21 protein-coding genes, 2 tRNA genes and 1 rRNA gene are annotated in these 20,956 nt (G+C 50.3%); 6 read left to right on the forward strand and 18 right to left on the reverse strand.

The genetic code is table 11. The annotated features are described in order from the left end of the window. Positions 1-409 precede the first annotated feature (409 nt). The 3 genes from HER31_RS15535 to HER31_RS15545 all read right to left on the reverse strand — a co-directional run bounded on the left by HER31_RS15535 (position 410) and on the right by HER31_RS15545 (position 2,248). Positions 410-485 (reverse strand) — tRNA-Ala (locus tag HER31_RS15535). A 34-nt stretch (positions 486-519) separates the two neighbouring features. After that, a tRNA-Ile gene (locus HER31_RS15540) sits at positions 520-596 on the reverse strand. 95 nt (positions 597-691) lie between these two features. After that, positions 692-2,248 (reverse strand): 16S ribosomal RNA (locus HER31_RS15545). 515 nt (positions 2,249-2,763) lie between these two features. Between HER31_RS15545 and HER31_RS15550 the strand changes: the two genes are divergently transcribed. After that, on the forward strand, positions 2,764-3,300 hold the full coding sequence (locus HER31_RS15550; RefSeq protein WP_168661909.1) for a gamma carbonic anhydrase family protein: 537 nt from the start codon (positions 2,764-2,766) through the stop codon (positions 3,298-3,300). Here the strand turns inward: HER31_RS15550 and HER31_RS15555 are convergent. The 9 genes from HER31_RS15555 to HER31_RS15595 all read right to left on the reverse strand — a co-directional run bounded on the left by HER31_RS15555 (position 3,297) and on the right by HER31_RS15595 (position 10,373). Next, positions 3,297-3,572, reverse strand: coding sequence for a DUF1488 family protein (locus tag HER31_RS15555; RefSeq protein ID WP_168661911.1), 276 nt, complete (start codon positions 3,570-3,572; stop codon positions 3,297-3,299). The genes HER31_RS15550 and HER31_RS15555 overlap by 4 nt on opposite strands. Then, positions 3,569-4,393, reverse strand: a complete 825-nt coding sequence (gene aroE / locus HER31_RS15560; protein ID WP_168661913.1) for a shikimate dehydrogenase — start codon at positions 4,391-4,393, stop codon at positions 3,569-3,571. Before aroE ends, HER31_RS15555 begins: the two co-directional genes overlap by 4 nt. A 287-nt stretch (positions 4,394-4,680) precedes the next feature. Next, a complete protein-coding gene (hemF, locus tag HER31_RS15565; protein WP_168661915.1) occupies positions 4,681-5,595 on the reverse strand; it encodes an oxygen-dependent coproporphyrinogen oxidase in 915 nt (304 codons plus the stop codon). A gap of 25 nt (positions 5,596-5,620) precedes the next feature. Next, positions 5,621-6,184, reverse strand: coding sequence for an L-threonylcarbamoyladenylate synthase type 1 TsaC (gene tsaC / locus HER31_RS15570; RefSeq protein ID WP_168661917.1), 564 nt, complete (start codon positions 6,182-6,184; stop codon positions 5,621-5,623). Positions 6,185-6,188: 4 nt separating this feature from the next. Further along, positions 6,189-6,695 (reverse strand): 5-(carboxyamino)imidazole ribonucleotide mutase, encoded by a 507-nt coding sequence (gene purE / locus HER31_RS15575; RefSeq protein ID WP_168661919.1) that lies wholly within the window; start codon positions 6,693-6,695, stop codon positions 6,189-6,191. 54 nt (positions 6,696-6,749) lie between these two features. Beyond that, entirely contained in the window at positions 6,750-7,319 is a 570-nt protein-coding gene (locus tag HER31_RS15580; RefSeq protein ID WP_168661921.1) for a DNA topoisomerase family protein, read from the reverse strand. Between the two features lie 402 nt (positions 7,320-7,721). Then, positions 7,722-8,195, reverse strand: a complete 474-nt coding sequence (locus HER31_RS15585) for a DUF494 family protein (protein ID WP_168661923.1) — start codon at positions 8,193-8,195, stop codon at positions 7,722-7,724. Positions 8,196-8,197: 2 nt separating this feature from the next. After that, a complete protein-coding gene (gene dprA, locus HER31_RS15590; RefSeq protein ID WP_238786851.1) occupies positions 8,198-9,265 on the reverse strand; it encodes a DNA-processing protein DprA in 1,068 nt (355 codons plus the stop codon). Then, on the reverse strand, positions 9,258-10,373 hold the full coding sequence (locus tag HER31_RS15595; protein WP_168661925.1) for a LysM peptidoglycan-binding domain-containing protein: 1,116 nt from the start codon (positions 10,371-10,373) through the stop codon (positions 9,258-9,260). Before HER31_RS15595 ends, dprA begins: the two co-directional genes overlap by 8 nt. Before the next feature lie 134 nt (positions 10,374-10,507). Between HER31_RS15595 and def the strand changes: the two genes are divergently transcribed. From def to trkA, 4 genes are read left to right on the forward strand one after another with little or no spacing between them, the layout of a single operon-like run. Then, the gene (def, locus tag HER31_RS15600; RefSeq protein ID WP_168661927.1) at positions 10,508-11,020 is read left to right on the forward strand and encodes a peptide deformylase; all 513 of its coding nucleotides are present in this window, start codon (positions 10,508-10,510) and stop codon (positions 11,018-11,020) included. Between the two features lie 8 nt (positions 11,021-11,028). Then, the gene (fmt, locus tag HER31_RS15605; RefSeq protein ID WP_168661929.1) at positions 11,029-11,973 is read left to right on the forward strand and encodes a methionyl-tRNA formyltransferase; all 945 of its coding nucleotides are present in this window, start codon (positions 11,029-11,031) and stop codon (positions 11,971-11,973) included. Beyond that, positions 11,970-13,274 (forward strand): 16S rRNA (cytosine(967)-C(5))-methyltransferase RsmB, encoded by a 1,305-nt coding sequence (rsmB, locus tag HER31_RS15610; protein WP_168661931.1) that lies wholly within the window; start codon positions 11,970-11,972, stop codon positions 13,272-13,274. Before fmt ends, rsmB begins: the two co-directional genes overlap by 4 nt. A 10-nt stretch (positions 13,275-13,284) precedes the next feature. Continuing rightward, positions 13,285-14,685 (forward strand): Trk system potassium transporter TrkA, encoded by a 1,401-nt coding sequence (gene trkA, locus HER31_RS15615; RefSeq protein ID WP_168661933.1) that lies wholly within the window; start codon positions 13,285-13,287, stop codon positions 14,683-14,685. Positions 14,686-15,005: 320 nt separating this feature from the next. On the opposite strand, the gene HER31_RS15620 is transcribed toward trkA, so the two are convergent. Further along, a complete protein-coding gene (locus HER31_RS15620; protein ID WP_168661935.1) occupies positions 15,006-15,584 on the reverse strand; it encodes a hypothetical protein in 579 nt (192 codons plus the stop codon). Positions 15,585-15,786: 202 nt separating this feature from the next. After that, positions 15,787-16,335, reverse strand: a complete 549-nt coding sequence (gene hemG, locus HER31_RS15625) for a menaquinone-dependent protoporphyrinogen IX dehydrogenase (RefSeq protein ID WP_168661937.1) — start codon at positions 16,333-16,335, stop codon at positions 15,787-15,789. A gap of 205 nt (positions 16,336-16,540) precedes the next feature. Here hemG (HER31_RS15625) and HER31_RS15630 point away from each other — a divergent pair, with 205 nt between their 5' ends. Continuing rightward, entirely contained in the window at positions 16,541-16,852 is a 312-nt protein-coding gene (locus HER31_RS15630) for an ArsR/SmtB family transcription factor (RefSeq protein WP_420811021.1), read from the forward strand. On the opposite strand, the gene hemG (HER31_RS15635) is transcribed toward HER31_RS15630, so the two are convergent. The 4 genes from hemG (HER31_RS15635) to pepQ all read right to left on the reverse strand — a co-directional run bounded on the left by hemG (HER31_RS15635) (position 16,816) and on the right by pepQ (position 20,829). Continuing rightward, a complete protein-coding gene (gene hemG / locus HER31_RS15635) occupies positions 16,816-17,358 on the reverse strand; it encodes a menaquinone-dependent protoporphyrinogen IX dehydrogenase (RefSeq protein WP_168661939.1) in 543 nt (180 codons plus the stop codon). The genes HER31_RS15630 and hemG (HER31_RS15635) overlap by 37 nt on opposite strands. 10 nt (positions 17,359-17,368) lie before the next feature. Then, the gene (locus tag HER31_RS15640) at positions 17,369-18,826 is read right to left on the reverse strand and encodes a TrkH family potassium uptake protein (protein ID WP_168661941.1); all 1,458 of its coding nucleotides are present in this window, start codon (positions 18,824-18,826) and stop codon (positions 17,369-17,371) included. Between the two features lie 72 nt (positions 18,827-18,898). Then, the gene (locus tag HER31_RS15645; protein WP_168661943.1) at positions 18,899-19,513 is read right to left on the reverse strand and encodes a YigZ family protein; all 615 of its coding nucleotides are present in this window, start codon (positions 19,511-19,513) and stop codon (positions 18,899-18,901) included. Continuing rightward, positions 19,513-20,829, reverse strand: coding sequence for a Xaa-Pro dipeptidase (gene pepQ / locus HER31_RS15650; protein ID WP_168661945.1), 1,317 nt, complete (start codon positions 20,827-20,829; stop codon positions 19,513-19,515). Before pepQ ends, HER31_RS15645 begins: the two co-directional genes overlap by 1 nt. Between the last annotated feature and the right edge of the window lie 127 nt (positions 20,830-20,956).

Genomic DNA, 20,956 nt, shown 5'->3' on the forward strand with positions numbered 1-20,956 from the left:
GGGTCTTGCTTGGTCTTTGAATCTCACTCTTTGTTGAACCGTTCGTTCACTTCGGTCATTAGCAAAAGCTAACTTCCTCGCTCACTCTCGTTTCTCCGCGATTGAGAACCAAATACCTGCGCAATACGCTTCTGAGTATGCAAACTCAGCATCGTAATATGCCGCAACCAAATGTTTTCGTTAGTTACACGCTCCGGGTAGGAGGTGTAACGCCGGATATCTTTAGACACTTGTAAGATTGTTTATTTAGAAACTCTTACAGTTTCTCGAGAAAATTTTATCAGCTTTCCAAATTTTTAAAGAGCAAGGTTTTCATTAGGCCTAGGCCTAAAAAAAGCCAAAGGTAAATTGTTCTATTATCTAGAAGCAATTAGCTTTGGCTTCTCATCCCCAAACTAGGGGAGGAAGATGGTGGAGCTATGCGGGATCGAACCGCAGACCTCCTGCGTGCAAGGCAGGCGCTCTCCCAGCTGAGCTATAGCCCCATCGAGTTTTTCCTGGTGACAACTTCAAAGAAGTTGGTGGGTCTGAGTGGACTTGAACCACCGACCTCCCGCTTATCAGGCGAGCGCTCTAACCAGCTGAGCTACAGACCCGTCACCGTTGATTGAGAATGGGTTCTCAATCACTCTTTACATTTCATCAGACAATCTGTGTGAACACTCAGCGCAAAACAAGTAATCATGTCGTTTAAGGAGGTGATCCAGCCCCAGGTTCCCCTAGGGCTACCTTGTTACGACTTCACCCCAGTCATGAACCACAAAGTGGTGAGCGTCCTCCCCGAAAGGTTAAACTACCCACTTCTTTTGCAGCCCACTCCCATGGTGTGACGGGCGGTGTGTACAAGGCCCGGGAACGTATTCACCGTAGCATTCTGATCTACGATTACTAGCGATTCCGACTTCATGGGGTCGAGTTGCAGACCCCAATCCGGACTACGACCAGCTTTATGGGATTAGCGCACTATTGCTAGTTGGCAACCCTTTGTACTGACCATTGTAGCACGTGTGTAGCCCTACTCGTAAGGGCCATGATGACTTGACGTCGTCCCCACCTTCCTCCGGTTTATCACCGGCAGTCTCCCATGAGTTCCCACCATTACGTGCTGGCAACATAGGACAAGGGTTGCGCTCGTTGCGGGACTTAACCCAACATTTCACAACACGAGCTGACGACAGCCATGCAGCACCTGTCTCAGAGTTCCCGAAGGCACACGTCCATCTCTGGTCGCTTCTCTGGATGTCAAGAGTAGGTAAGGTTCTTCGCGTTGCATCGAATTAAACCACATGCTCCACCGCTTGTGCGGGCCCCCGTCAATTCATTTGAGTTTTAACCTTGCGGCCGTACTCCCCAGGCGGTCTATTTAATGCGTTAGCTTTGGAAGCCACTCCTCAAGGGAACAACCTCCTAATAGACATCGTTTACGGCGTGGACTACCAGGGTATCTAATCCTGTTTGCTCCCCACGCTTTCGCATCTGAGTGTCAGTCTCTTGCCAGGGGGCCGCCTTCGCCACTGGTATTCCTTCGGATCTCTACGCATTTCACCGCTACACCCGAAATTCTACCCCCCTCTCAAGGACTCTAGTTTGGCAGTATCAAATGCAGTTCCCAGGTTGAGCCCGGGGCTTTCACATCTGACTGACCAAACCACCTGCATGCGCTTTACGCCCAGTAATTCCGATTAACGCTTGCACCCCTCGTATTACCGCGGCTGCTGGCACGAAGTTAGCCGGTGCTTCTTCTGCGAGTAACGTCACAGCCAACGGGTATTAACCGTTGACCTTTCCTCCTCGCTGAAAGTGCTTTACAACCCGAAGGCCTTCTTCACACACGCGGCATGGCTGCATCAGGCTTTCGCCCATTGTGCAATATTCCCCACTGCTGCCTCCCGTAGGAGTCTGGGCCGTGTCTCAGTCCCAGTGTGGCTGATCATCCTCTCAAACCAGCTAGAGATCGTCGCCTTGGTGAGCTCTTACCTCACCAACTAGCTAATCTCACTTAGGCTTATCCAATCGCGGAAGGTGCCGAAGCGTCCCCTCCTTTCCCCCGTAGGGCGTATGCGGTATTAGCAGTCGTTTCCAACTGTTGTCCCCCTCGACTGGGCAAATTCCTAAGCATTACTCACCCGTCCGCCGCTCGACGCCTAATGAATCCCCCGAAGGTTCATCATCATCGTTTCCGCTCGACTTGCATGTGTTAGGCCTGCCGCCAGCGTTCAATCTGAGCCATGATCAAACTCTTCAATTAAAGATTTGATTTTTTGTCCAACTCCTAAGAGCTAGACACTCAATGAATACTGAATTTCGTATAGTCACTCAGTAAATATCGAGAAAATGATGATTTCTCAATTCTACGTGAGTGCCCACACAGATTGTCTGACAAATTGTTAAAGAGCGTTGCTTCGTTACCGAAGCGAGGTGCGTATAATACGCTTTCCTCAGCGGCCGTCAAGCAGAAATTTGAATTTCTTTTTGAAGCCAAACTTCGTGTTTTAAGCGTTTCAGCTTAAGGTTCGAAGCAGAGCGTCATTTTAACCAGTTAACTTATCAAGTCAAGGACTTATATGAGAAGTTAACGTGGTGACTGACGCTATATCAATCGTTGCTACATCAGCATTGCTGTGTTGCCTCGTCGACAGGAAGCGCATTATAGACATAAGTCGGAGTGACACAAGCATTACCTTGCTAGTTGGCAACTGTACGCTCAATATAACAACGATCCGCTTAGCATTAGGTCAATTGCCGTAATTTAAGGAGCAAACAATGACAACAAAAGCATTCAAACAACACTCTCCAGTACTTGGTGAACGTTGCTATGTCGAAGAAAGTGCGGTGCTTTATGGCGATATTGAATTAGCGGAAGATGCCAACGTGTGGCCATTGGTTGCTGCTCGGGGCGACGTTAATTACATTCGTATAGGTAAACGCTCCAACATTCAGGATGGCAGCGTGTTACACGTTACTCGTAAACATGACGCTCAGCCCGATGGTTTCCCGCTATTGATTGGCGATGACGTTACCGTTGGTCACAAAGCATTACTGCATGGCTGTCAGATCGGCGACCGTGTACTGGTTGGTATGGGGGCCATTGTTTTAGATGGTGCTGTCGTCGAACACGATGTGATGATCGGTGCTGGAAGTTTGGTACCACCGGGCAAGCGGTTGGAGTCAGGCTTCCTCTATATAGGTAGCCCGGTAAAGCAGGCACGACCACTTAAGCCTGCTGAATTGGCTTTCTTAACAGAATCGGCCCAAAACTACGTTAAATTGAAAGACGCTTACCTCGCCCAACAAGATTAACAGGCTGGATGCCCAAGCCAGATTCGCCCTTGGGCATCAAACGCTTCATCCTCAATGAGGATTTCAGCCTCCTCTTCCAGCTCAAACCGCAGCTGCTCAAACACCACTCCGGCTTGTTCGGCGTTACCGATGGTTTGACCGCTGCGCTTAGCCAGCTGATCTATTCCAATAAGGCACAAGACCGAACTTCCGCCCCACTGCGCTGAAAATGCAACAGTACCTTGTTGCCATTTGATATCGAGCAGGTCGTTAAATAGGATCTGTTGATTCATGGTGCTACCCCAGTTTCTTCTATCAATGCAGACAATACCGACTCAACATTGGGCTCAACCCCACGCCACAAGCCAAAGCTAACCGCCGCCTGCTGTACTAGCATACCAACGCCACTGTAATTATCGTTGATACCAATGGATTGTCCCCATTTTTGAAACACGGTTTGGTCGATACCATATACCATGTCGTAGCTGGCACATCCTTGGTTAACCTCTATAGAAGGTAGAGGTGGCATTTCACCTGTAAGTGAGGCTGAAGTACCATTGATAATCAGATCAAAGTTACCGTGGATCTGCTCGAAGCCACCACCACTGATGGTGCCCATATCATGAAACGCTAGCGCCAATTGTGCCGCCTTTGCGGCAGTGCGGTTGGCAATAACTATCTCTTGTGGCGATTCAGACAGAAGTGGAGCCAGAACTCCGCGAACTGCCCCACCGGCACCAAGTATAAGTATCCGCTTGCCTGCCAGAGTAATCCCCAGTCGATAGAGATCGGCCACTAGCCCAGCGCCGTCGGTATTATCCCCGAGCAATTGCCCATCTTCGAGCCAGTGTAAGGTATTAACGGCACCAGCACGTTTGGCACGCTCGCTCAATTGATCGCATAGCGCAGCAGCTTGCTGCTTAAAGGGAACCGTAATATTGGCGCCACAGCCGCCAGCACGACGAAACGCAGATACCGCTTCAACAAACCCATCGATTGGCGCCAACTGCGTATCGTAGACAAGACGCTGCGACGTTTGCTCAGCAAAACGTTGGTGGATAAAAGGGGACTTGCTTTGGCTAATAGGGTTACCAAAAACAGTATAACGATCCATACGTTGGTTCCAATAAAAAAGGGCTGTGTACCAATTAAGTGTTGTTGTTCTTTGTAATACAGTTAAAGCACCGGCTAGGCGAGCCCCGATACAAAGGGTTAAGCACTGCCGTCGTTGAGCTTCTACCGCATTGGAGCAGTTCAGCGAAGTTGGACTGCGACCTAAGGCAAAGGGGGCGAAGCTCCCCTTTGGGTGCCGTCGCCACCGCGACACAGCCTAAAAAAGGGTACCAGTGTTATACGCTGGTACCCAATATCGACGCAAATTACTGACTATCGCGCGGCAAATTAATCCAACTCTTGCAGCCAGTCTCGCGGGCGTAGGTAATCGGTTAACTTCGCTTCGGCGCTGTTCTGCTCCGGTTGGTATTGGTATTCCCACCGCGCTAATGGCGGCATCGACATCAAGATCGACTCGGTTCGACCACCAGATTGCAGCCCGAATAGGGTGCCACGATCGAACACCAGGTTAAATTCGACATAACGGCCGCGACGGTACAGCTGGAACTGCCGTTCTCGCTCGCCATAAGGCGTGTCATGACGACGTTCGACAATCGGTGCGTAGGCATCAATAAAACCATTGCCTACCGCTTGCATAAAGGCAAAGCTCTGTTCAAAACCCGCATCATTGAGATCATCGAAAAACAATCCTCCGACTCCACGAGTTTCATTACGGTGCTTCAGGAGGAAGTAGTCATCGCACCATGCTTTGTACTTATTGTAGTGATCTGGCCCAAATGAGGCACAGAGATCGGATGCAACCTGATGCCAATGCCGGACATCATCATCGAATGGGTAAAACGGGGTAAGATCAAAGCCACCGCCAAACCACCAAACCGGTTGCTCTCCCTCTTTTTCAGCAACAAAGAAGCGCACATTCGCGTGGCTGGTTGGGACGTACGGGTTATTGGGGTGGATAACCAAAGAAACGCCCATCGCACGCCAATGGCGCCCAGCTAATTCTGGCCGATGGGCTGTTGCAGACGCTGGTAATTGGCTACCGGCAACTTCAGAAAAGTTAACGCCCGCCTGCTCAAATACCCGTCCCTTAGTGAGCACACGACTTTGACCGCCGCCGCCCTCTGGGCGCTGCCAACTGTCGACCACGAATTGTGCTTGGCCGTCGAGCTGCTCTAAACGGTGGCAGATCTGATCTTGCAAAGCGGTTAGGTAGGCTCTTACCGCATCGTATTGGATTGGCATAGATTCCTTTCTATATAGGAAGAGATTAACTGCGAAGTACGTTGCCACTTAGAGCGTCAAGTATGGTTGATGGGGTGACGTTGCCGCCGACCAGCCCCATCACCACACCATCAAGGTGCTCACCAAGTTGTTCCGTAACGTCGTGCCCTTGAGTTAATGACGGTTGACCAGAAAGGTTAGCACTGGTGGAAACCACCGGCATCCCTGCGGCGGTACAAAGATCCTGTACCACTGGGTGAGCAGACACACGCACGGCGATGGTGCCAAACTTGCCAGTAAGCCATTTAGGCACTGAGCTGCGCGCCGGCATCACCCATGTATAGGGTCCAGGCCAGCGAGCAAGTATGTTATCGCGCTGGGCACGAGTCAGCGCCTCATCGTCAACAAAGGGTAATAGCTGACCATAGCTGGCCGCTACCAAGATAAGTCCTTTATCGACAGGGCGCTGTTTGATCTGCAGTAGTCGCTCCACTGCCGCTTGATTCATGGGAGCACAGCCAAGGCCATAAACAGCCTCAGTGGGATAGGCGACTACCCCACCCTGGCCGATGATCTCTCCCGCTTCGGCTACGGTAATGAAGCGACTCATTGGCTTACTCCGCCAGCTTAGCTTGCAGTTTTGCGTCTTTAGCTTGAACCGCTTCAGCCGCTTGTTGACGCTCTTGTTTTACTTTTAACGCTAGGTCGTCATCACCTACAGCCAGCATCTGTGCAGCCAAGTAACCTGCGTTTTTCGCGCCTGCGCTGCCAATAGCAACGGTCGCAACCGGAACACCACCAGGCATCATCACCGTGGATAACAGTGCATCATGACCTTGCAGTGGACCATTATCGATAGGCACACCAATCACTGGACGAGTGGTGATACCAGCAACAGCACCAGCAAGGTGAGCCGCTAGTCCTGCAGCACAGATAAACACCTTACAACCGCGCGCTTCAGCATCGGTAACGTAAGCGTGGGTTGCAGCTGGGGTACGGTGAGCAGAAGTTACTTTGGCTTCAAAGCGGATCTCAAGCTTTCTTAGAACATCTAGAGTGGCTTGCATGATAGGCAGATCTGAGTCTGAGCCCATCAATACCGCAACAAATGGGGTGGTCATTGAGGTAATTCCTTTTGTTAAGTAGGGATATTTATTGTTATTTTGCGGATCGGATTATATCCGTTCTTGTTGATGTTTGCAGGTACGCTGGGGACAACACAGCGTCCTCTTACCGCGCACTTTTTTTTCCACTAGCACCCCCCAACCACAATCTGGGCAGGTCTCAGCAACTGGTTTTTCATTCAATAGATATTTGCAGCTCGGATAATCGCTACACGCATAGAACTTTTTACCAAAGCGGTTGGTTCGGGCAGTCAATTCTGCTTTTTTACATTGGGGACAAACAGGTAGTAATTCAGTGACTTCCGTTTCATCCTGACGGACAATATGGTCGCATTCAGGGTAACCACTACAACCGATATAAAAGCCATAACGACCCGATTTGAGCGCCAATGGTCGACTGCATTTAGGGCATTGGGTACCTTCCATGATCTCATCTTCGCTTTGGGCCTTCTCCACCAAAGGGCGATGATATTCACACTGAGGATAATCACTGCAGCCAATAAAGGCGCCGTGTTTACCATGTTTAAGTTGCAACGGTTTGCCACAGTTCGGGCAGTCTCCCTGATCACGTTCGAGTGCGTGCTCATGGGTAGTAAATAGTTGCTGATCAATCTTAGACATGGCCCGTCCGCCAAAAAGGTAATTAGATCAATTTTATCAGGTAAGTTGCCGTAGATGGCAACTGATTGTGAAGGCAATAGGCAACAAAAAGGGCTGTGTCGTAGTTAGCTGTTGAAGTTTATCTTAAGCCTTCGGCTTCACCGATTTGGTGCTTTCGGGGAGGATGTCGCGGTGGCGACGGCACCCAAAGTGGAGCTCCGCCCCCTTTGGAATCCCCCTTGCCTTAAGTCGCAGTCCAAAACGCTTCGCCGGACTGCTCCAATGCGGCAGAAACTCAACGGCGGTAGTGCCTTCCCCTTGTATTAAAACTCGCCTAGCCGGTGCTTTAACAGCATTGGAAAGAACAACACTTAATTGGTACACAGTCCCCAAAAGGCGCCGTAGCGCCTGTTGGAGTGGCTCCTAATGAAGCAGCCCTTCGGGTTGTTCAAACACCAGATCTTCCATCTGGCTATAAGCGTGCTCATTTCCAGGTACATTGAACAGTACCATTAACACCACCCACTTCAGGTCATCGAGCGATAACGGCTCACCGTCGAGCTCCATGATACGGTCGATCACCATTTCTCGTGTTGCGGCCGTTAATACTTGGATATTCTCCAAAAATAGCAGGAATCCGCGTGATTCAGTATCCAAGCGCTGCAGTTCCGTAGCATGGTAGATACGGACACTGTTGGGTTTAGCGCCATTTAGGTAAGGTTTGCGATCAGAACCTTGCAGTTCAGCTAACTTTTCAATCCAAATTAACGCTTTACCAATATCTTCAGAACGAAAACCAGCACGATTTAATTCGTCCGTTAACTCTTCACGGTCAAACAGTAACTCGACCTCGCTCTGCACATATGTTTCAAACAGATACATCAGAATATCGAACATAATCAGCCTCCCTTTCGCCTTACATAGCCACCGGGTACAGCTACCACCAAACCATCCAGTTCCATCTCTATCAGTTGTGTTATCACAACCTCAACCGGTAATTCACTGCGCTGTACCACAATATCAACCGGTGTGACTTCATAACCCACACTATCCAACAAAGTGGATGGTGGCAACTGTGTTGCCAGTAACGAAGGTTGAAAGCGCCACTGTGGCGCTAGCTCCTCAATAATATCGACCGGATCAGTCACCAATTTAGCACCCTGTTGGATCAACCAATGGCAACCATGGCGTCCATTGTCATGCACACTACCAGGAACAGCAAACACCTCACGGCCTTGCTCTGCAGCCAAACGAGCGCTAATCAATGAACCACTTTTCAAACCTGCCTCGACCACCACCAAACCATAGCTTAAGCCGCTGACAATACGATTACGTTGGGGAAAATGATGCTTTAGCGGCCCCTGAGCAGGCCAATACTCAGAAAGCAGCACGCCCTGATCAATAATACGTTGAGCCAACGCTTGATGCCGTTTCGGGTATATATTGCTAAGGCCACTACCAAGTACCGCAATGGTACTACCACCACTATCCAGTGCGCCTTGGTGACAAGCGCCATCGATACCAAGTGCCAACCCCGATGTTACCCCCCAACCGGCACCGGCCAACTGATTGGCCCAACTATATGCTAGCTCTCGCCCAGCGGCGGAGGCATTACGTGCCCCCACCATGGCAATACTAGGCTGAGCTATGCAATCGATGTTGCCCTGAGCAAACAATAACAACGGCGCGTCATCAATATTAAGGAGCGATTCAGGATATGAGTTAGCAGTGATGGGAATAATATGTCGCTCGGCCCCATCCTGTAACCAAGATAGGGCAGCCTCAACCAGACGAGGCTGTGGTTGATACATTTGTTCACAATTGCTCATAGAAAAGCCGGGGCGATCCCCGGCTTCTAGTTGGTCGATAATGGCGCTTACGTCGGCGTGTTGTAACAGCCTGCGCTTATCGCGCCGGTTGAGCCCACGCCATAGCGCGAAGCTCAACCAGTGACTTAATTCAGTCACGCTTAGTGCCAAGCACCATTGGCACTGGCGCCATGATTTCATTGCCTAGGCGGGCTGGACGGCGACCATTAACAATTAGCGCTAAGCTAACTTTGTCGTACGCTTTAAATACCATCAACTCTCCGCTGTAGACCTTTGGCAATACGACGCTGCGACCATCACCCAAAAGGGTTACCACCTTGTCATAAGCTCGCAGATCCTCTTTTTCACGGTAAGGGCGATTTTCGTTATTCTTATCAATGGCAATCTGGTCACCTTGGCGATGAATGGCGTAAACCTGTCCCTCTTTAACCCCATCAACACTGCCTTTATTAACAATCGCGACTTGGGAAACCCCGATCTCAGTGTTCTTGGAATTCGAAGCAATGATATTGCCGTGAATCTCATCCGGTGCAGGATGCGGTAAGAAGTAAGATGGCAATAGCGATGCATCGGTAATCGGCATCACATACTCACCGGCAACTATCTCTTGGCGTGAGTTCAATAGCTTCACCTTAGAGATTTCACCACTCTCAATAACCTGACCGGTCGCAGCCAGTTCAACTTCCAACCCCAATAGGGTTTTACCGTCGATATCGACTAACGGACGGCCTTTCTTATATAAGCCGTAGCGTGCGCCAATCTCAAGCTCTTCATGAACAAACACCACATCATTCTTAACGTAGCCAACTGCGTCGCGTTCGCCGCCCATAACCCGCGGGATCCCTTCAAGCTGCTCAGGAGAGATAACTTGTTGGAAAGACAGGTAGGGTTCGATCAACGACAATGGCACTGGTGGTACTGGGCCGCCTTTGGCGGTAGTGTTCATCCCAGGGCTCAAGCGAACCTTAGCTTTGCCGCCCTTGCGGACCAAGCGTGGCACGCCATCGATGAAGACTAAGGTCAGTTCATCGCCGGGATAGATCAAATGGGGGTTGGCAATTTGTGGGTTTGCCCCCCACAATGTTGGCCAGCGCCAAGGATCGTCCAAAAACATGGCTGAGATATCCCACAACGTGTCGCCTTTTTTCACAACGTAGGCGTCGGGATGGCCCGGCTTCAGCGTTAGCGTGTCTGCCCATGCGCAGCACGTTATTGCGGCCGCGAGAAAAACCACCAATTTGTTCATACCACTTCCTTGTGTATAAGGTTGTTGCAGGTCATTTTGTCATTACCACCAGCAACGGGTTAAAATTACCCATCAGCTGTCAAACTTAACCCTTGCAGCTACTAATTTCCAATTAACAATTAACGAGATACGCAATGGCCATCAGAGAAGTACTCCGTTTCCCCGACGAACGTTTACGCACCGTAGCCCAACCAGTTACCGATTTTGGCGCTGATCTTCAGCTGCTGATCGATGATATGTTCGAAACCATGTACGAAGAACGTGGCGTTGGCCTAGCTGCCTCACAGATTGACCAACACATCCAATTGATTGTGATGGATCTGACTGAAGATAAAAGCGAACCTCGTGTATTTATTAACCCAAAGATACTCGAACAAAGCGGTCATTTCATCAACGATGAAGGCTGTTTGTCCGTTCCAGGGATCTACGCCAAGGTCGAACGTGCCGAAAAAGTAACTGCAGAAGCTCTTGATCGCAACGGTAAAACCTTCACCGTTGAAGCAGACGAACTGTTGTCCATCTGCATCCAGCATGAAATGGATCACCTACAAGGTAAGCTGTTTGTTGATTACCTGTCGCCACTCAAGCGTCAGCGCATCAAACAAAAGCTAGAAAAAGCCGCTCGCCTTGATGCGAAGCACGGCTAGGAGTGACAGTGTCTCAATTGAAAATCGTTTTTGCCGGTACTCCGGCCTTTGCAGCGGATCACCTACAAGCCCTGCTCGATAGCAAACACGACGTAGTTGGTGTTTATACCCAACCAGATCGTCCTGCTGGTCGCGGCAAAAAACTGACTGCTAGCCCAGTAAAAGAGTTAGCTCTGCAGCACCAGTTACCAGTTTATCAGCCAAAGAGTTTGCGTGCCGAAGAAGCCCAGCAAGAGCTGGATACGATCGACTTCGACATTATGGTGGTGGTCGCTTACGGCCTGATTTTACCAAAAGTTGTACTCGATATGCCGCGCCTAGGCTGCATTAACGTGCACGGTTCACTGTTACCGCGCTGGCGTGGTGCAGCCCCGATTCAGCGATCGATCTGGGCCGGTGATGCCGAAACCGGTGTAACCATTATGCAGATGGATGTTGGTCTGGATACCGGCGCAATGCTGCACAAAGTCAGTTGTTCAATTGAGGCTACCGACACCTCCGCCAGCTTATATAACAAGCTGGCCAAGCTTGGTCCACAAGGGTTGATTGAGGCACTAGCACAACTGGCCAATGGCACTGCCGTAGCGGAAGTACAAGACGACGCGCTAGCTAACTATGCCGACAAGCTTTCGAAAGAGGAAGCGGCGATAGATTGGAGTAAATCAGCGGTGGTATTGTGGCGCGAAGTACGAGCATTCAACCCATGGCCAGTAAGTCATTTCCAGTGCGCTGGCAACACCATTAAATTATGGCAATGCCAACCATTGAATGAAGCCCACGACAGCGTGGCTGGCACCATCCTTAGAGCCGATAAACAAGGTATCGTCGTTGCCTGTGGTAACGGCGCTCTGTTGCTTGAATCAATCCAAATCCCTAACAAGAAAGCGATGGCCGCTGCGGACGTATTAAACGCTCGTAAAGAGTGGTTCGCCCAAGGTGCCCAACTGTCATGAGCAACTCCAATCTGCGCGCTGACGCTGCCCGCGTAATTTTAGCGGTTATTGACCAAGGCCAATCGATGGGACAAGCACTGCCACGTGCCCAGCGCCACTACGTCGATGGCCGAGATAAAGGTCTGCTGGCAGAGATCTGTTATGGGGTGATGCGCACCCTGCCCCAGCTGGATACGCAACTGCGTCGGCAGCTAGAGAAACCTCTAAGCGGCAAAAAACGGATAATCCACTGTGTCTTACTTGCGGGTCTATACCAACTCAAGCACACCCGGGTAGCCAGCCACGCAGTGATCTCTGAAACCGTAGAAGCATGCCGTGAACTGCGCGCCCCAGGCATGACAGGTTTGGTTAATGGGGTACTACGCAGTCTACAGCGTAATATCGACCAGCTGATGGACGAACAGTTCGAAGCTGAAACGGTACAGACCCTACACCCAAGCTGGTTACTAAAACGCTTACAAGCCGCCTACCCACAGCAGTGGCAACAAGTCGTTGAAGCTAATAACCAACAGCCACCACTGTGGCTGCGCAATAACATCAGTAGCCAAAGTCGCAGTGATTACTTAGAAGAACTGGAAGAAGAAGGCATTGATGCGGTTGTGGGTGACAGCGATGACGCCTTCCGTTTACTCCAGGCCACTGATGTTACCAAGCTACCGGGCTTCAAAATCGGTGCAGTATCAGTGCAAGACCTGTCCGCTCAACGCAGTGCTCAACTGCTAGATTGCCAAGCCGGCGATGAAGTATTGGATGTGTGTGCAGCCCCAGGTGGTAAAACCTGCCACATGCTCGAGCGTCAGCCGAAAATAGCCAAGATGGTAGCGGTAGATCTGAGCAAAGAACGCCTCAAACGAGTGCAACAAAACCTTGACCGCATCGGCCTTGATGCCGAGCTGCGCGACGGCGATGCTCGTTATCCTGTGCAGTGGGCTCCGGGGCAACAATTCGACCGGATCTTACTCGACGCCCCCTGCTCTGCCACCGGCGTGATCCGCCGTAACCCAGACAGCAAGTGGCTACGTCGTGATGCTGATATCGCCCAACTGGCTGAAGTGCAGCGCGAGATCCTAGATGCGATGTGGGCCATTCTTAAGCCGGGCGGCACCTTACTTTACGCCACGTGTTCAGTACTACCAGAAGAAAACGCCGAGCAGATCAAAGCGTTTCTTAACAAAACTGGCGATGCTATGCTCAGCCCTATTCAACCACAAGAAAGCGCAGAACAACCGGGTTGGCAACTGCTTCCACAGCAAGATGGTGGAGACGGCTTCTACTACGCTCGTTTGATTAAAAAAGCGTAATAAGCACTTTATGAAGATCATCATTTTAGGGGCCGGTCAGGTCGGTGGAACCTTGGCCGAAAACCTCGTCGGCGAGAACAACGACATCACCGTAGTCGACAACGACATGCAAGCGCTTTCGGCACTGCAGGACAAGCTCGATTTACGGGTAGTACATGGTCACGCCGGTTATCCCTACGTGCTTCGAGACGCCGGAGCTGAAGACGCCGACATGGTGATCGCAGTAACTAACTCCGATGATACCAATATGGTTGCTTGCCACTTAGCGTATACCTTGTATGGCACCCCAACTAAGATTGCTCGGATCCGCTCACCGGAGTTCATCAATAATCGCGATAAACTGTTCCACAACGGCAGCGCCGATCCGGATGCCCGTGGCCGCTTCTTTATCGACGAGATTATCGCCCCTGAGCAGTTAGTGACCAATTACATTCACCGGCTGGTCGAGTACCCAGGTGCGTTACAGGTATTAGAGTTTGCCGGTGGCAAGGCCAGCTTAGTGGCGGTAAAGGCATACTATGGTGGCTCCTTGGTGGGTAATGCCCTTTCAGCCCTGAAAGAGCATATGCCCAACATCGATACTCGAGTAGCGGCGATTTTCCGCCAAGGTCGACCTATCCACCCCCGTGGCACTACCGTAATTGAAGCCGACGATGAAGTGTTCTTCGTTGCCGACTCCAAGCACATTCGTGCGGTAATGAGTGAGATGCAGAAGCTGGAGTCCAGCTACCGCAATATCCTTATCGCCGGTGGCGGCAACATCGGCATGGGTCTGGCTCGTGCGTTGGAACCGTTTCACGATGTGAAACTGATTGAGCGAGACCGCGACCGCGCTACCTTACTGTCGGAATACCTTGAAGACACTACTGTTTTCCACGGTGATGCATCGGATCACGAACTGCTTAACGAAGAGCAGATCGATCAACAAGATGTGTTTATCGCTGTAACCAATGATGATGAAGCCAACATCATGTCGGCACTGCTAGCGAAGCGAATGGGTGCCAAGAAGGTAATGGTACTGATCCAGCGTGAAGCCTATGTAGATCTGGTGCAGGACGCCAATATCGACATCGCCATATCACCGCAGCAAGCCACTATCTCAGCCTTGCTTACCCACGTGCGCCAAGGTGACATTAACAACGTGTACTCACTGCGCCGTGGTGCTGCAGAGGCGATTGAGGCGATTGCCCACGGAGATCCCAACACCTCCAAGGTAGTTGGTCGCCAAATACAGGAGATCAAGCTACCGCCGGGCACTACCATTGGTGCCATCGTTCGTAAAGACGAGGTGATGATGGCACACGACAAAACCGTCATTGAGCAAGACGATCACGTCATTCTGTTCTTGGTGGATAAGAAGTACATTGGTGAAGTGGAGAAGCTGTTCCAACCATCGGCGTTGTTCTTCTAGCTTAGCCAAGATCCCAAAAGCCTCGCAGTCGCGAGGCTTTTTTATGGCTGCGTCACTGTTAAGTGTTGAGGGTTATATCAAGCCTTGGGCTCTACCGATTGTGGCGCTTAAACGGGGCTATGTCGCGGTGGCGACGGCACATTCTTGTATGCATTAGGGGGAGCTTCGCCCCCTTTGGAATCCCCCCTTGGCTTAGGTCGCAGTCCAAAACGCTTCGCAGGACCGCTCCAATGCGGCAGAAGATCAACGGCGGTAGTGCTTTTACAGTATTGGAAAGAACAACACTGAGTTGGTACACAGCCTTTTTTATATAGATGAGATCACTGATGTCCCCACGGCACTGGTGGCAACGCCACCGGCTTGGTCAGGTCAAAGTCGACCCGAAAATCACGTTCGTCTCGAGTTAAGCGATAGGTCGCGCTGTTCTCTTCCACATAGAGATGCCATACATTGGTGACCGACACATCAAGGTCATTAGCACGAAAGTTATTGATCGAACGTGCATCAACTGGAAACGATTGTTGAGTAGCGCTACCCATGGTAGCGGTCATGCCGCCATACATGGTGATCTTATCTTCGCTGCCATCCTTATGGCGATGATCATGCGCAAGGTGCAATCCGTAAGAGGTTTTGCTGATCACCCAAGTACGGGAATGGTCATCACCTACATGAAACGGCACCTTGATGACATCATCGCTGCACTCACGAACGTGCATTACCAACCGTTTACCACTAAACGTGGAATCAGCACTGCCACCAGCGGTGATTTCGCCCGCAAAAGCTTGGCCACAATGGGCAGCTAAGTTATCGAAAAACGCATTTTGTTCTGCGGTAACTGCATGGGCAGCGGTCGAGCTTATAGCTATCACCATAGCTGCCAATATATTGAATCCTTTCATTACCAATGATTTACCGTAAGTTGTTAATGATAGGTAGGTTATAGACTCTTTCAATTGGTTACTACTGGCATCGGCAAAACACTCTATAACCGATAGATAAAACCAAACGGGTTGCCATTAGGCAACCCGTTTTATTCGTTCAGTTAGACGCAAAACTCATCGCAATACGATAATACCGCTTCGCGTTCGCGGCGACGAAAGACTACTCGTCGCCTGTGCGCGCTTGGTGGATCTGTAACCCAAACGCTTCCACTTCGTTCCAATCGGTGTAGTCGATAACAGTATCAGAGGCCGTTGGGCCCTTGGTCATCTTCATAATCAGTTTGATAGAAAGGCTATCGAAGAAGCCCCATGACGGGTAATCAACTTTACCGGCGAACACCTTCAAGTTCTGTGGTTTCCACGTTTGCTCAGCCAAGAACTTCTGAATGTAGCGGTTGCCTTCTACGGTTGCTTTAACCGGATTACGTGCAACAACAGATAAGCAGAAGAAGCCATTTGTCCGAGCTTCTAGCTTGTCTTGGTTTTCAGCGATAAATGCCTTAATACGCTTATCGAAATCACCATATAGCACCGGACAACCGACGATAACGGTATCGTACTTATCCCAATCGAAGCCCTCTTGTTGTGCTTCGACAATATCCATCATTTCACAAGCACTGCCTGCGGCATGCAGGGTTTCCATCAAGCGACGGGTTACTCGTGACGTATGACCACCACGACTTTGGTACACAATTAGCGTGCCTGACATTGCTCCCCCTGGAACGATAACGGTATAAATTCAATTTGCTGCATGCAATATGGTGGTCTGCATTAGTACTGTCCAGCTTTGTGTTCACAATCTTAACAACAAGCAATTATCACAGAGTATAAAACGGGATCTGGATCTATCCTGTATTCGCGATATCATAGCGCTACGACCATTATTGAGAACAAAAGTGTCTATTCCAGCAGATATGACTTTAGACGATATGGTAACGAATGCCGGTCAAGCCGCGCAGTTACTCAAGTCGATAGCAAACACCAACCGATTAGTAATTCTCTGCTCACTGCTGCAGCGAGAGATGACTGTAACTGAATTAAATAAATTGGTGCCACTCAGCCAATCCGCGCTGTCTCAACACTTAGCGGTTTTACGTCGTGAAGGATTAGTTGAAACCCGTAAGGACTCATTATTAGTGTGGTACAGCTTGGCCAGTCCAGAAGTGGAAGCTATCTTATCGACCCTGCATCAACTCTTCTGTGCCGAGCCGAGTGAGGCCAACTGATCAGCAAAGAGCTCGACTTTCCCCCAGTCGGTAAACTCTTTGTTGGTATCTGGATTGGTTGGCCCTTTGGTCAGCCACATAATGAAACGAATCACCCAGCGGTCGCGCCAGCCATAAATTGAGTAATTCAACTTGCCGGCGAACACCCCAACTAACGCTGGCCGCCAGCTACTTTGCTGCAAAAACTTACCCACATAGCTATTGGTCTCAGGCGTGTTCTTATTGGGTTTGCGGGCTACTAGATTAACGCTGAAGAAGGCACAGGGCCGCTCCTGCAGTGTAACCTGATTCTCTTCGATAAATTCAAATAGAGCAGGCCGATACTTGCCGTAACGGATCGACGCCCCCACCACCACTGAATCAAATTGCGTCAGGTCCAGTTGGCAACGTTCAAGCTCAGCCAACTGCACCCAATGATCGAGCGCCTCAAGTCTGTCTTTGATGCGCTCGATGATCTTCTTGGTGTGGCCATCAACGGTGGAGTACAGCAGTAAGGTTCGTTGCATCGGTTACGTCCTAGTTACGCCAAAATGTGGGAGTAAACAGCACTAATAAAGTAAAGATCTCTAAGCGACCAAACAGCATCCCTAAGATCAAAATCCATTTGGCCGGATCATTTACCGTGCCATAGTGTGCGGCAACGTCACCTAAACCAGGACCAAGGTTATTAAGACTGGCTGCGGTGGCGGTAAAGGAAGAGATACTATCTAAACCAGTGCCCATTAGCGCCGTCATAATCAATACAAACACCATCGCATAGGCGGCGAAAAAGCCCCATACCGCATCAATGATACGGTCATTAACTGCCTTGTTATTCAAACGAATCGAGAACATCGCCCGCGGGTGTACCAGACGTTTAAGTTCACGTACCCCTTGCAAAAACAGCAGCGCAATACGGACTACCTTAATACCGCCACCGGTAGAGCCAGCACAACCACCGATAAAGCTGGAAAACACTAATAACATTGGCAAAAACAGCGGCCAGCCGGCAAAGTTGTCGGTGGTAAAACCAGCGGTGGTCGACATAGAAACAGCTTGGAACAGCGCTTTATCCAATACCACTTCTGTGCTTTCGCCACTGCTTTGAGTTAACAAAATGACAAACACTATCGCCACTAACGCCAATTGAAAGGCGATAAAGGTACGTACTTCGGCATCATGCCAATATGCCTTGAGCCACACCCCTTGCTTGTTAAAGGCGGTAAAGTGGAGCGCAAAGTTGATTGACGATATCAGCAAAAACACCACACAAATGGCGTTAATCAACGGGCTATCAAAGTGGCCCATTGAGGCGTCGTAACTGGAGAAGCCGCCAATGGCGATGGTTGAAAAGGCGTGGCCGACAGCATCAAAGAGATTCATACCGGCAAAATAATACGCGGTGGCACAAACTACCGTTAGGGTTAGATAGATATACCACAACGCCTTGGCGGTTTCGGCTATTCGGGGCGTCATCTTATTGTCTTTCACCGGCCCCGGCGTTTCACAGCGATACAGCTGCATTCCACCAACACCGAGCATTGGCAATACCGCTACCGCCAAGACAATGATCCCCATGCCGCCAAGCCATTGCAGCAGGTGGCGATAGAACAAAATTGCCTTGGGTAGATGCTCAAGCCCCGTGATCACCGTAGCACCAGTGGTAGTCAGCGCAGAGAAGGACTCGAACATGGCGTCGGTGAAGCTCAGATCCGGCATTTCCGACAGAATAAACGGAATGGCACCGATACTGCCTAGCACCGTCCAGAACATCACCACAATTAGGAAGCCCTCGCGAGTACGAAGCTCCTCTTTAGCACGACGGTTCGGGTACCACAGCAGGCCACCAATCAGGCAAGAGAGCCCAAAAGCTTCAATAAATGCAGTACCGCCGCCATCGTTATAGATAGCCGCAATAATAGCTGGAGGCAGCATTGTGGTACTGAATAGCGTCACCAGAATGCCGGTGATGCGAATTATCGTACGATATTCCATGGGGTTAACTTAATGTCATTTGGCGCTAGCATACTCCAACAACGATGGATGTTTCACCACCGATGCAAGAGATTAGTCGCCACTATCTAGGTTTAGTCGACCAGAAGAGCGATCGGCGAGCGTTTGTTGAAAGGGTTGTCGCTGGGTTAGCGGCAGCTGCAAAATCAGCTCAACCTGCTGGGCGAAGCTCTGCTCCAACACTTTGCCTTGATGCAGCTCAAGCAGGTATTCAAGCAACGGCATATCGGCGTAATCACACCGCAATGTTACCGAGATCTGCGCCACGTAAGCTTTGGTTTGCAGGACTTCGAGCGCTTGTTTAACGCCGCCAGCATAGGCCCGAACCAAGCCGCCGACACCGAGTTTTATCCCACCAGAGTAACGGATTACCACCGCCGCAAACTGACCTACATCCGCCCCTTGCACCACCGCCAGCATTGGCCGTCCAGCGGAGCCCGAAGGTTCGCCATCGTCGCTACAGCCAATGTCACGGCTGCATCCTGGCGGGCCGGCATTAAAAGCCAAACAGTGATGGCGAGCATCGGGGTGTTCAGCGCGCATACGAGCATGAAATGCCCTTGCCTCCGCGCCCGAACTAACCGCTTCAATCACCGTGATAAAGCGACTGCGTTTAATAACCTCTTCAGTTGATGCCGGCGCCGCCGGCACCAAAAACGAAGTGGCCATTAAGCGAGATTAAAGCCACGAGTAAGGTTATCGATGCCATCGGCCAACACCACAACGTCATCTTCGATACGAACCCCGCCATATGGCCGTAACTCATCGATTCGAACTGGATTCAACAGCGCTTTCGCTTCATCAGACAGATCGCTCAATAAACTATCGATAACGTATAAGCCAGGCTCAATGGTGATCACCATGCCCTCTTCCAATACCCGTGTACAACGCAGAGTCATACCCTCTGGGGCAGCAAGTTCAGTGCCATCCGCGTCCTGCATAAAGCCAGCAACATCATGCACCTGCAAGCCAATTGGGTGGCCCAAACCGTGTGGATAAAACGCTTTGGTCACACCAAGATCGATCAAGGTCTGTTCGTCACCACTTGCCAGCTCAAACTGATTCAACATCTGCGCAACACGCTTGTGCATCTCGATGTGCAGATCGGTGTAGCTCAGCCCCGGCTTAATCAAGGTCAGGATCTGTTGCTGATGTTGGTTCATTGTGGCAACCAATTGTGCGAATAGGTTGTCCTGTTGGTAGGCATAGGTACGGGTAATGTCAGCCGCATAACCATTAACTGATGCACCAGCATCAATGAGGAAGCTTAAGCGTTGCTGCGGCGCGATACGCTCTAGCTTGGTGTAGTGCAAGATGGCGCTATTTTGGTTGATGGCGATGATGTTGCCATACGGCACCTCATTTTCACCATGGCCTGTTGCTGCCAAGTACGCTTGCTGGATCTCAAATTCAGTCGCACCAGCCATAAAGGCATCACGAGCGGCTTCGTGCCCTAGTACCGCTATACGGTTGGCTTCCCGCATGCACTCAATTTCGTATTGAGTTTTGATGCTGCGACCAAAGTGGATGGCATTCAACAACTCTTGCGGGTTAACACGACTTAAACCCAATTTTTCGGCGTGATCGGCATGGGCACCTATGTAGGCGTAGTTTTGCTTATCAGCAGGCATCAATTCGAGTAACTGCTCCAAACGAGAGAACTCAATTAAATCAATTTGTTCTACCCACGATTCGGTTGGAAGCGGTGCCACCTTGTGCCAAAAATCTACCGGACGGTAATACAGTAATGTTGGCTTTTCACCGGCACGAATGATCATCATACAGTGTGGGTTGTCGGTCAGTGGTACCCAGTGTTTAAAGTGAGGGTTCACCTTAAATGGGTACTCCATATCATCTAAAAAGATCCCCGCAGGGTAACCCGCATCAATCACTAAACCCGCTAGTTGATGCTCTTCTAAGATGGCATCGGTGCGTTGGCGTAAGGTATGAATATGCAGGGGATAATGCTTACTGATCGCTTCCATTAAAGACTCTTTAAGATCCGACTGAAATAAGTAGAGCATCGAGTGTATCACCGGCAGCACAGAGCGTCATGCGGTGCCAGCAGCAACATGAATATGCTGTTAGTTTATTCACAACGTCAACTGAATC

Origin of the sequence: Ferrimonas lipolytica, assembly GCF_012295575.1 — a bacterium.
GTDB lineage: Bacteria > Pseudomonadota > Gammaproteobacteria > Enterobacterales > Shewanellaceae > Ferrimonas > Ferrimonas lipolytica.

Excerpts from the sequence above, each read along its gene's own strand:
- HER31_RS15550 (WP_168661909.1), top strand. The coding sequence starts at position 2,764 with ATGACAACAAAAGCATTCAAACAACACTCTCCAGTACTTGGTGAACGT.
- HER31_RS15555 (WP_168661911.1), bottom strand. The coding sequence starts at position 3,572 with ATGAATCAACAGATCCTATTTAACGACCTGCTCGATATCAAATGGCAA.
- aroE (WP_168661913.1), bottom strand. The coding sequence starts at position 4,393 with ATGGATCGTTATACTGTTTTTGGTAACCCTATTAGCCAAAGCAAGTCC.
- hemF (WP_168661915.1), bottom strand. The coding sequence starts at position 5,595 with ATGCCAATCCAATACGATGCGGTAAGAGCCTACCTAACCGCTTTGCAA.
- tsaC (WP_168661917.1), bottom strand. The coding sequence starts at position 6,184 with ATGAGTCGCTTCATTACCGTAGCCGAAGCGGGAGAGATCATCGGCCAG.
- purE (WP_168661919.1), bottom strand. The coding sequence starts at position 6,695 with ATGACCACCCCATTTGTTGCGGTATTGATGGGCTCAGACTCAGATCTG.
- HER31_RS15580 (WP_168661921.1), bottom strand. The coding sequence starts at position 7,319 with ATGTCTAAGATTGATCAGCAACTATTTACTACCCATGAGCACGCACTC.
- HER31_RS15585 (WP_168661923.1), bottom strand. The coding sequence starts at position 8,195 with ATGTTCGATATTCTGATGTATCTGTTTGAAACATATGTGCAGAGCGAG.
- HER31_RS15595 (WP_168661925.1), bottom strand. The coding sequence starts at position 10,373 with ATGAACAAATTGGTGGTTTTTCTCGCGGCCGCAATAACGTGCTGCGCA.
- def (WP_168661927.1), top strand. The coding sequence starts at position 10,508 with ATGGCCATCAGAGAAGTACTCCGTTTCCCCGACGAACGTTTACGCACC.
- rsmB (WP_168661931.1), top strand. The coding sequence starts at position 11,970 with ATGAGCAACTCCAATCTGCGCGCTGACGCTGCCCGCGTAATTTTAGCG.
- trkA (WP_168661933.1), top strand. The coding sequence starts at position 13,285 with ATGAAGATCATCATTTTAGGGGCCGGTCAGGTCGGTGGAACCTTGGCC.
- HER31_RS15620 (WP_168661935.1), bottom strand. The coding sequence starts at position 15,584 with ATGAAAGGATTCAATATATTGGCAGCTATGGTGATAGCTATAAGCTCG.
- hemG (WP_168661937.1), bottom strand. The coding sequence starts at position 16,335 with ATGTCAGGCACGCTAATTGTGTACCAAAGTCGTGGTGGTCATACGTCA.
- HER31_RS15630 (WP_420811021.1), top strand. The coding sequence starts at position 16,541 with ATGACTTTAGACGATATGGTAACGAATGCCGGTCAAGCCGCGCAGTTA.
- hemG (WP_168661939.1), bottom strand. The coding sequence starts at position 17,358 with ATGCAACGAACCTTACTGCTGTACTCCACCGTTGATGGCCACACCAAG.
- HER31_RS15640 (WP_168661941.1), bottom strand. The coding sequence starts at position 18,826 with ATGGAATATCGTACGATAATTCGCATCACCGGCATTCTGGTGACGCTA.
- HER31_RS15645 (WP_168661943.1), bottom strand. The coding sequence starts at position 19,513 with ATGGCCACTTCGTTTTTGGTGCCGGCGGCGCCGGCATCAACTGAAGAG.
- pepQ (WP_168661945.1), bottom strand. The coding sequence starts at position 20,829 with ATGGAAGCGATCAGTAAGCATTATCCCCTGCATATTCATACCTTACGC.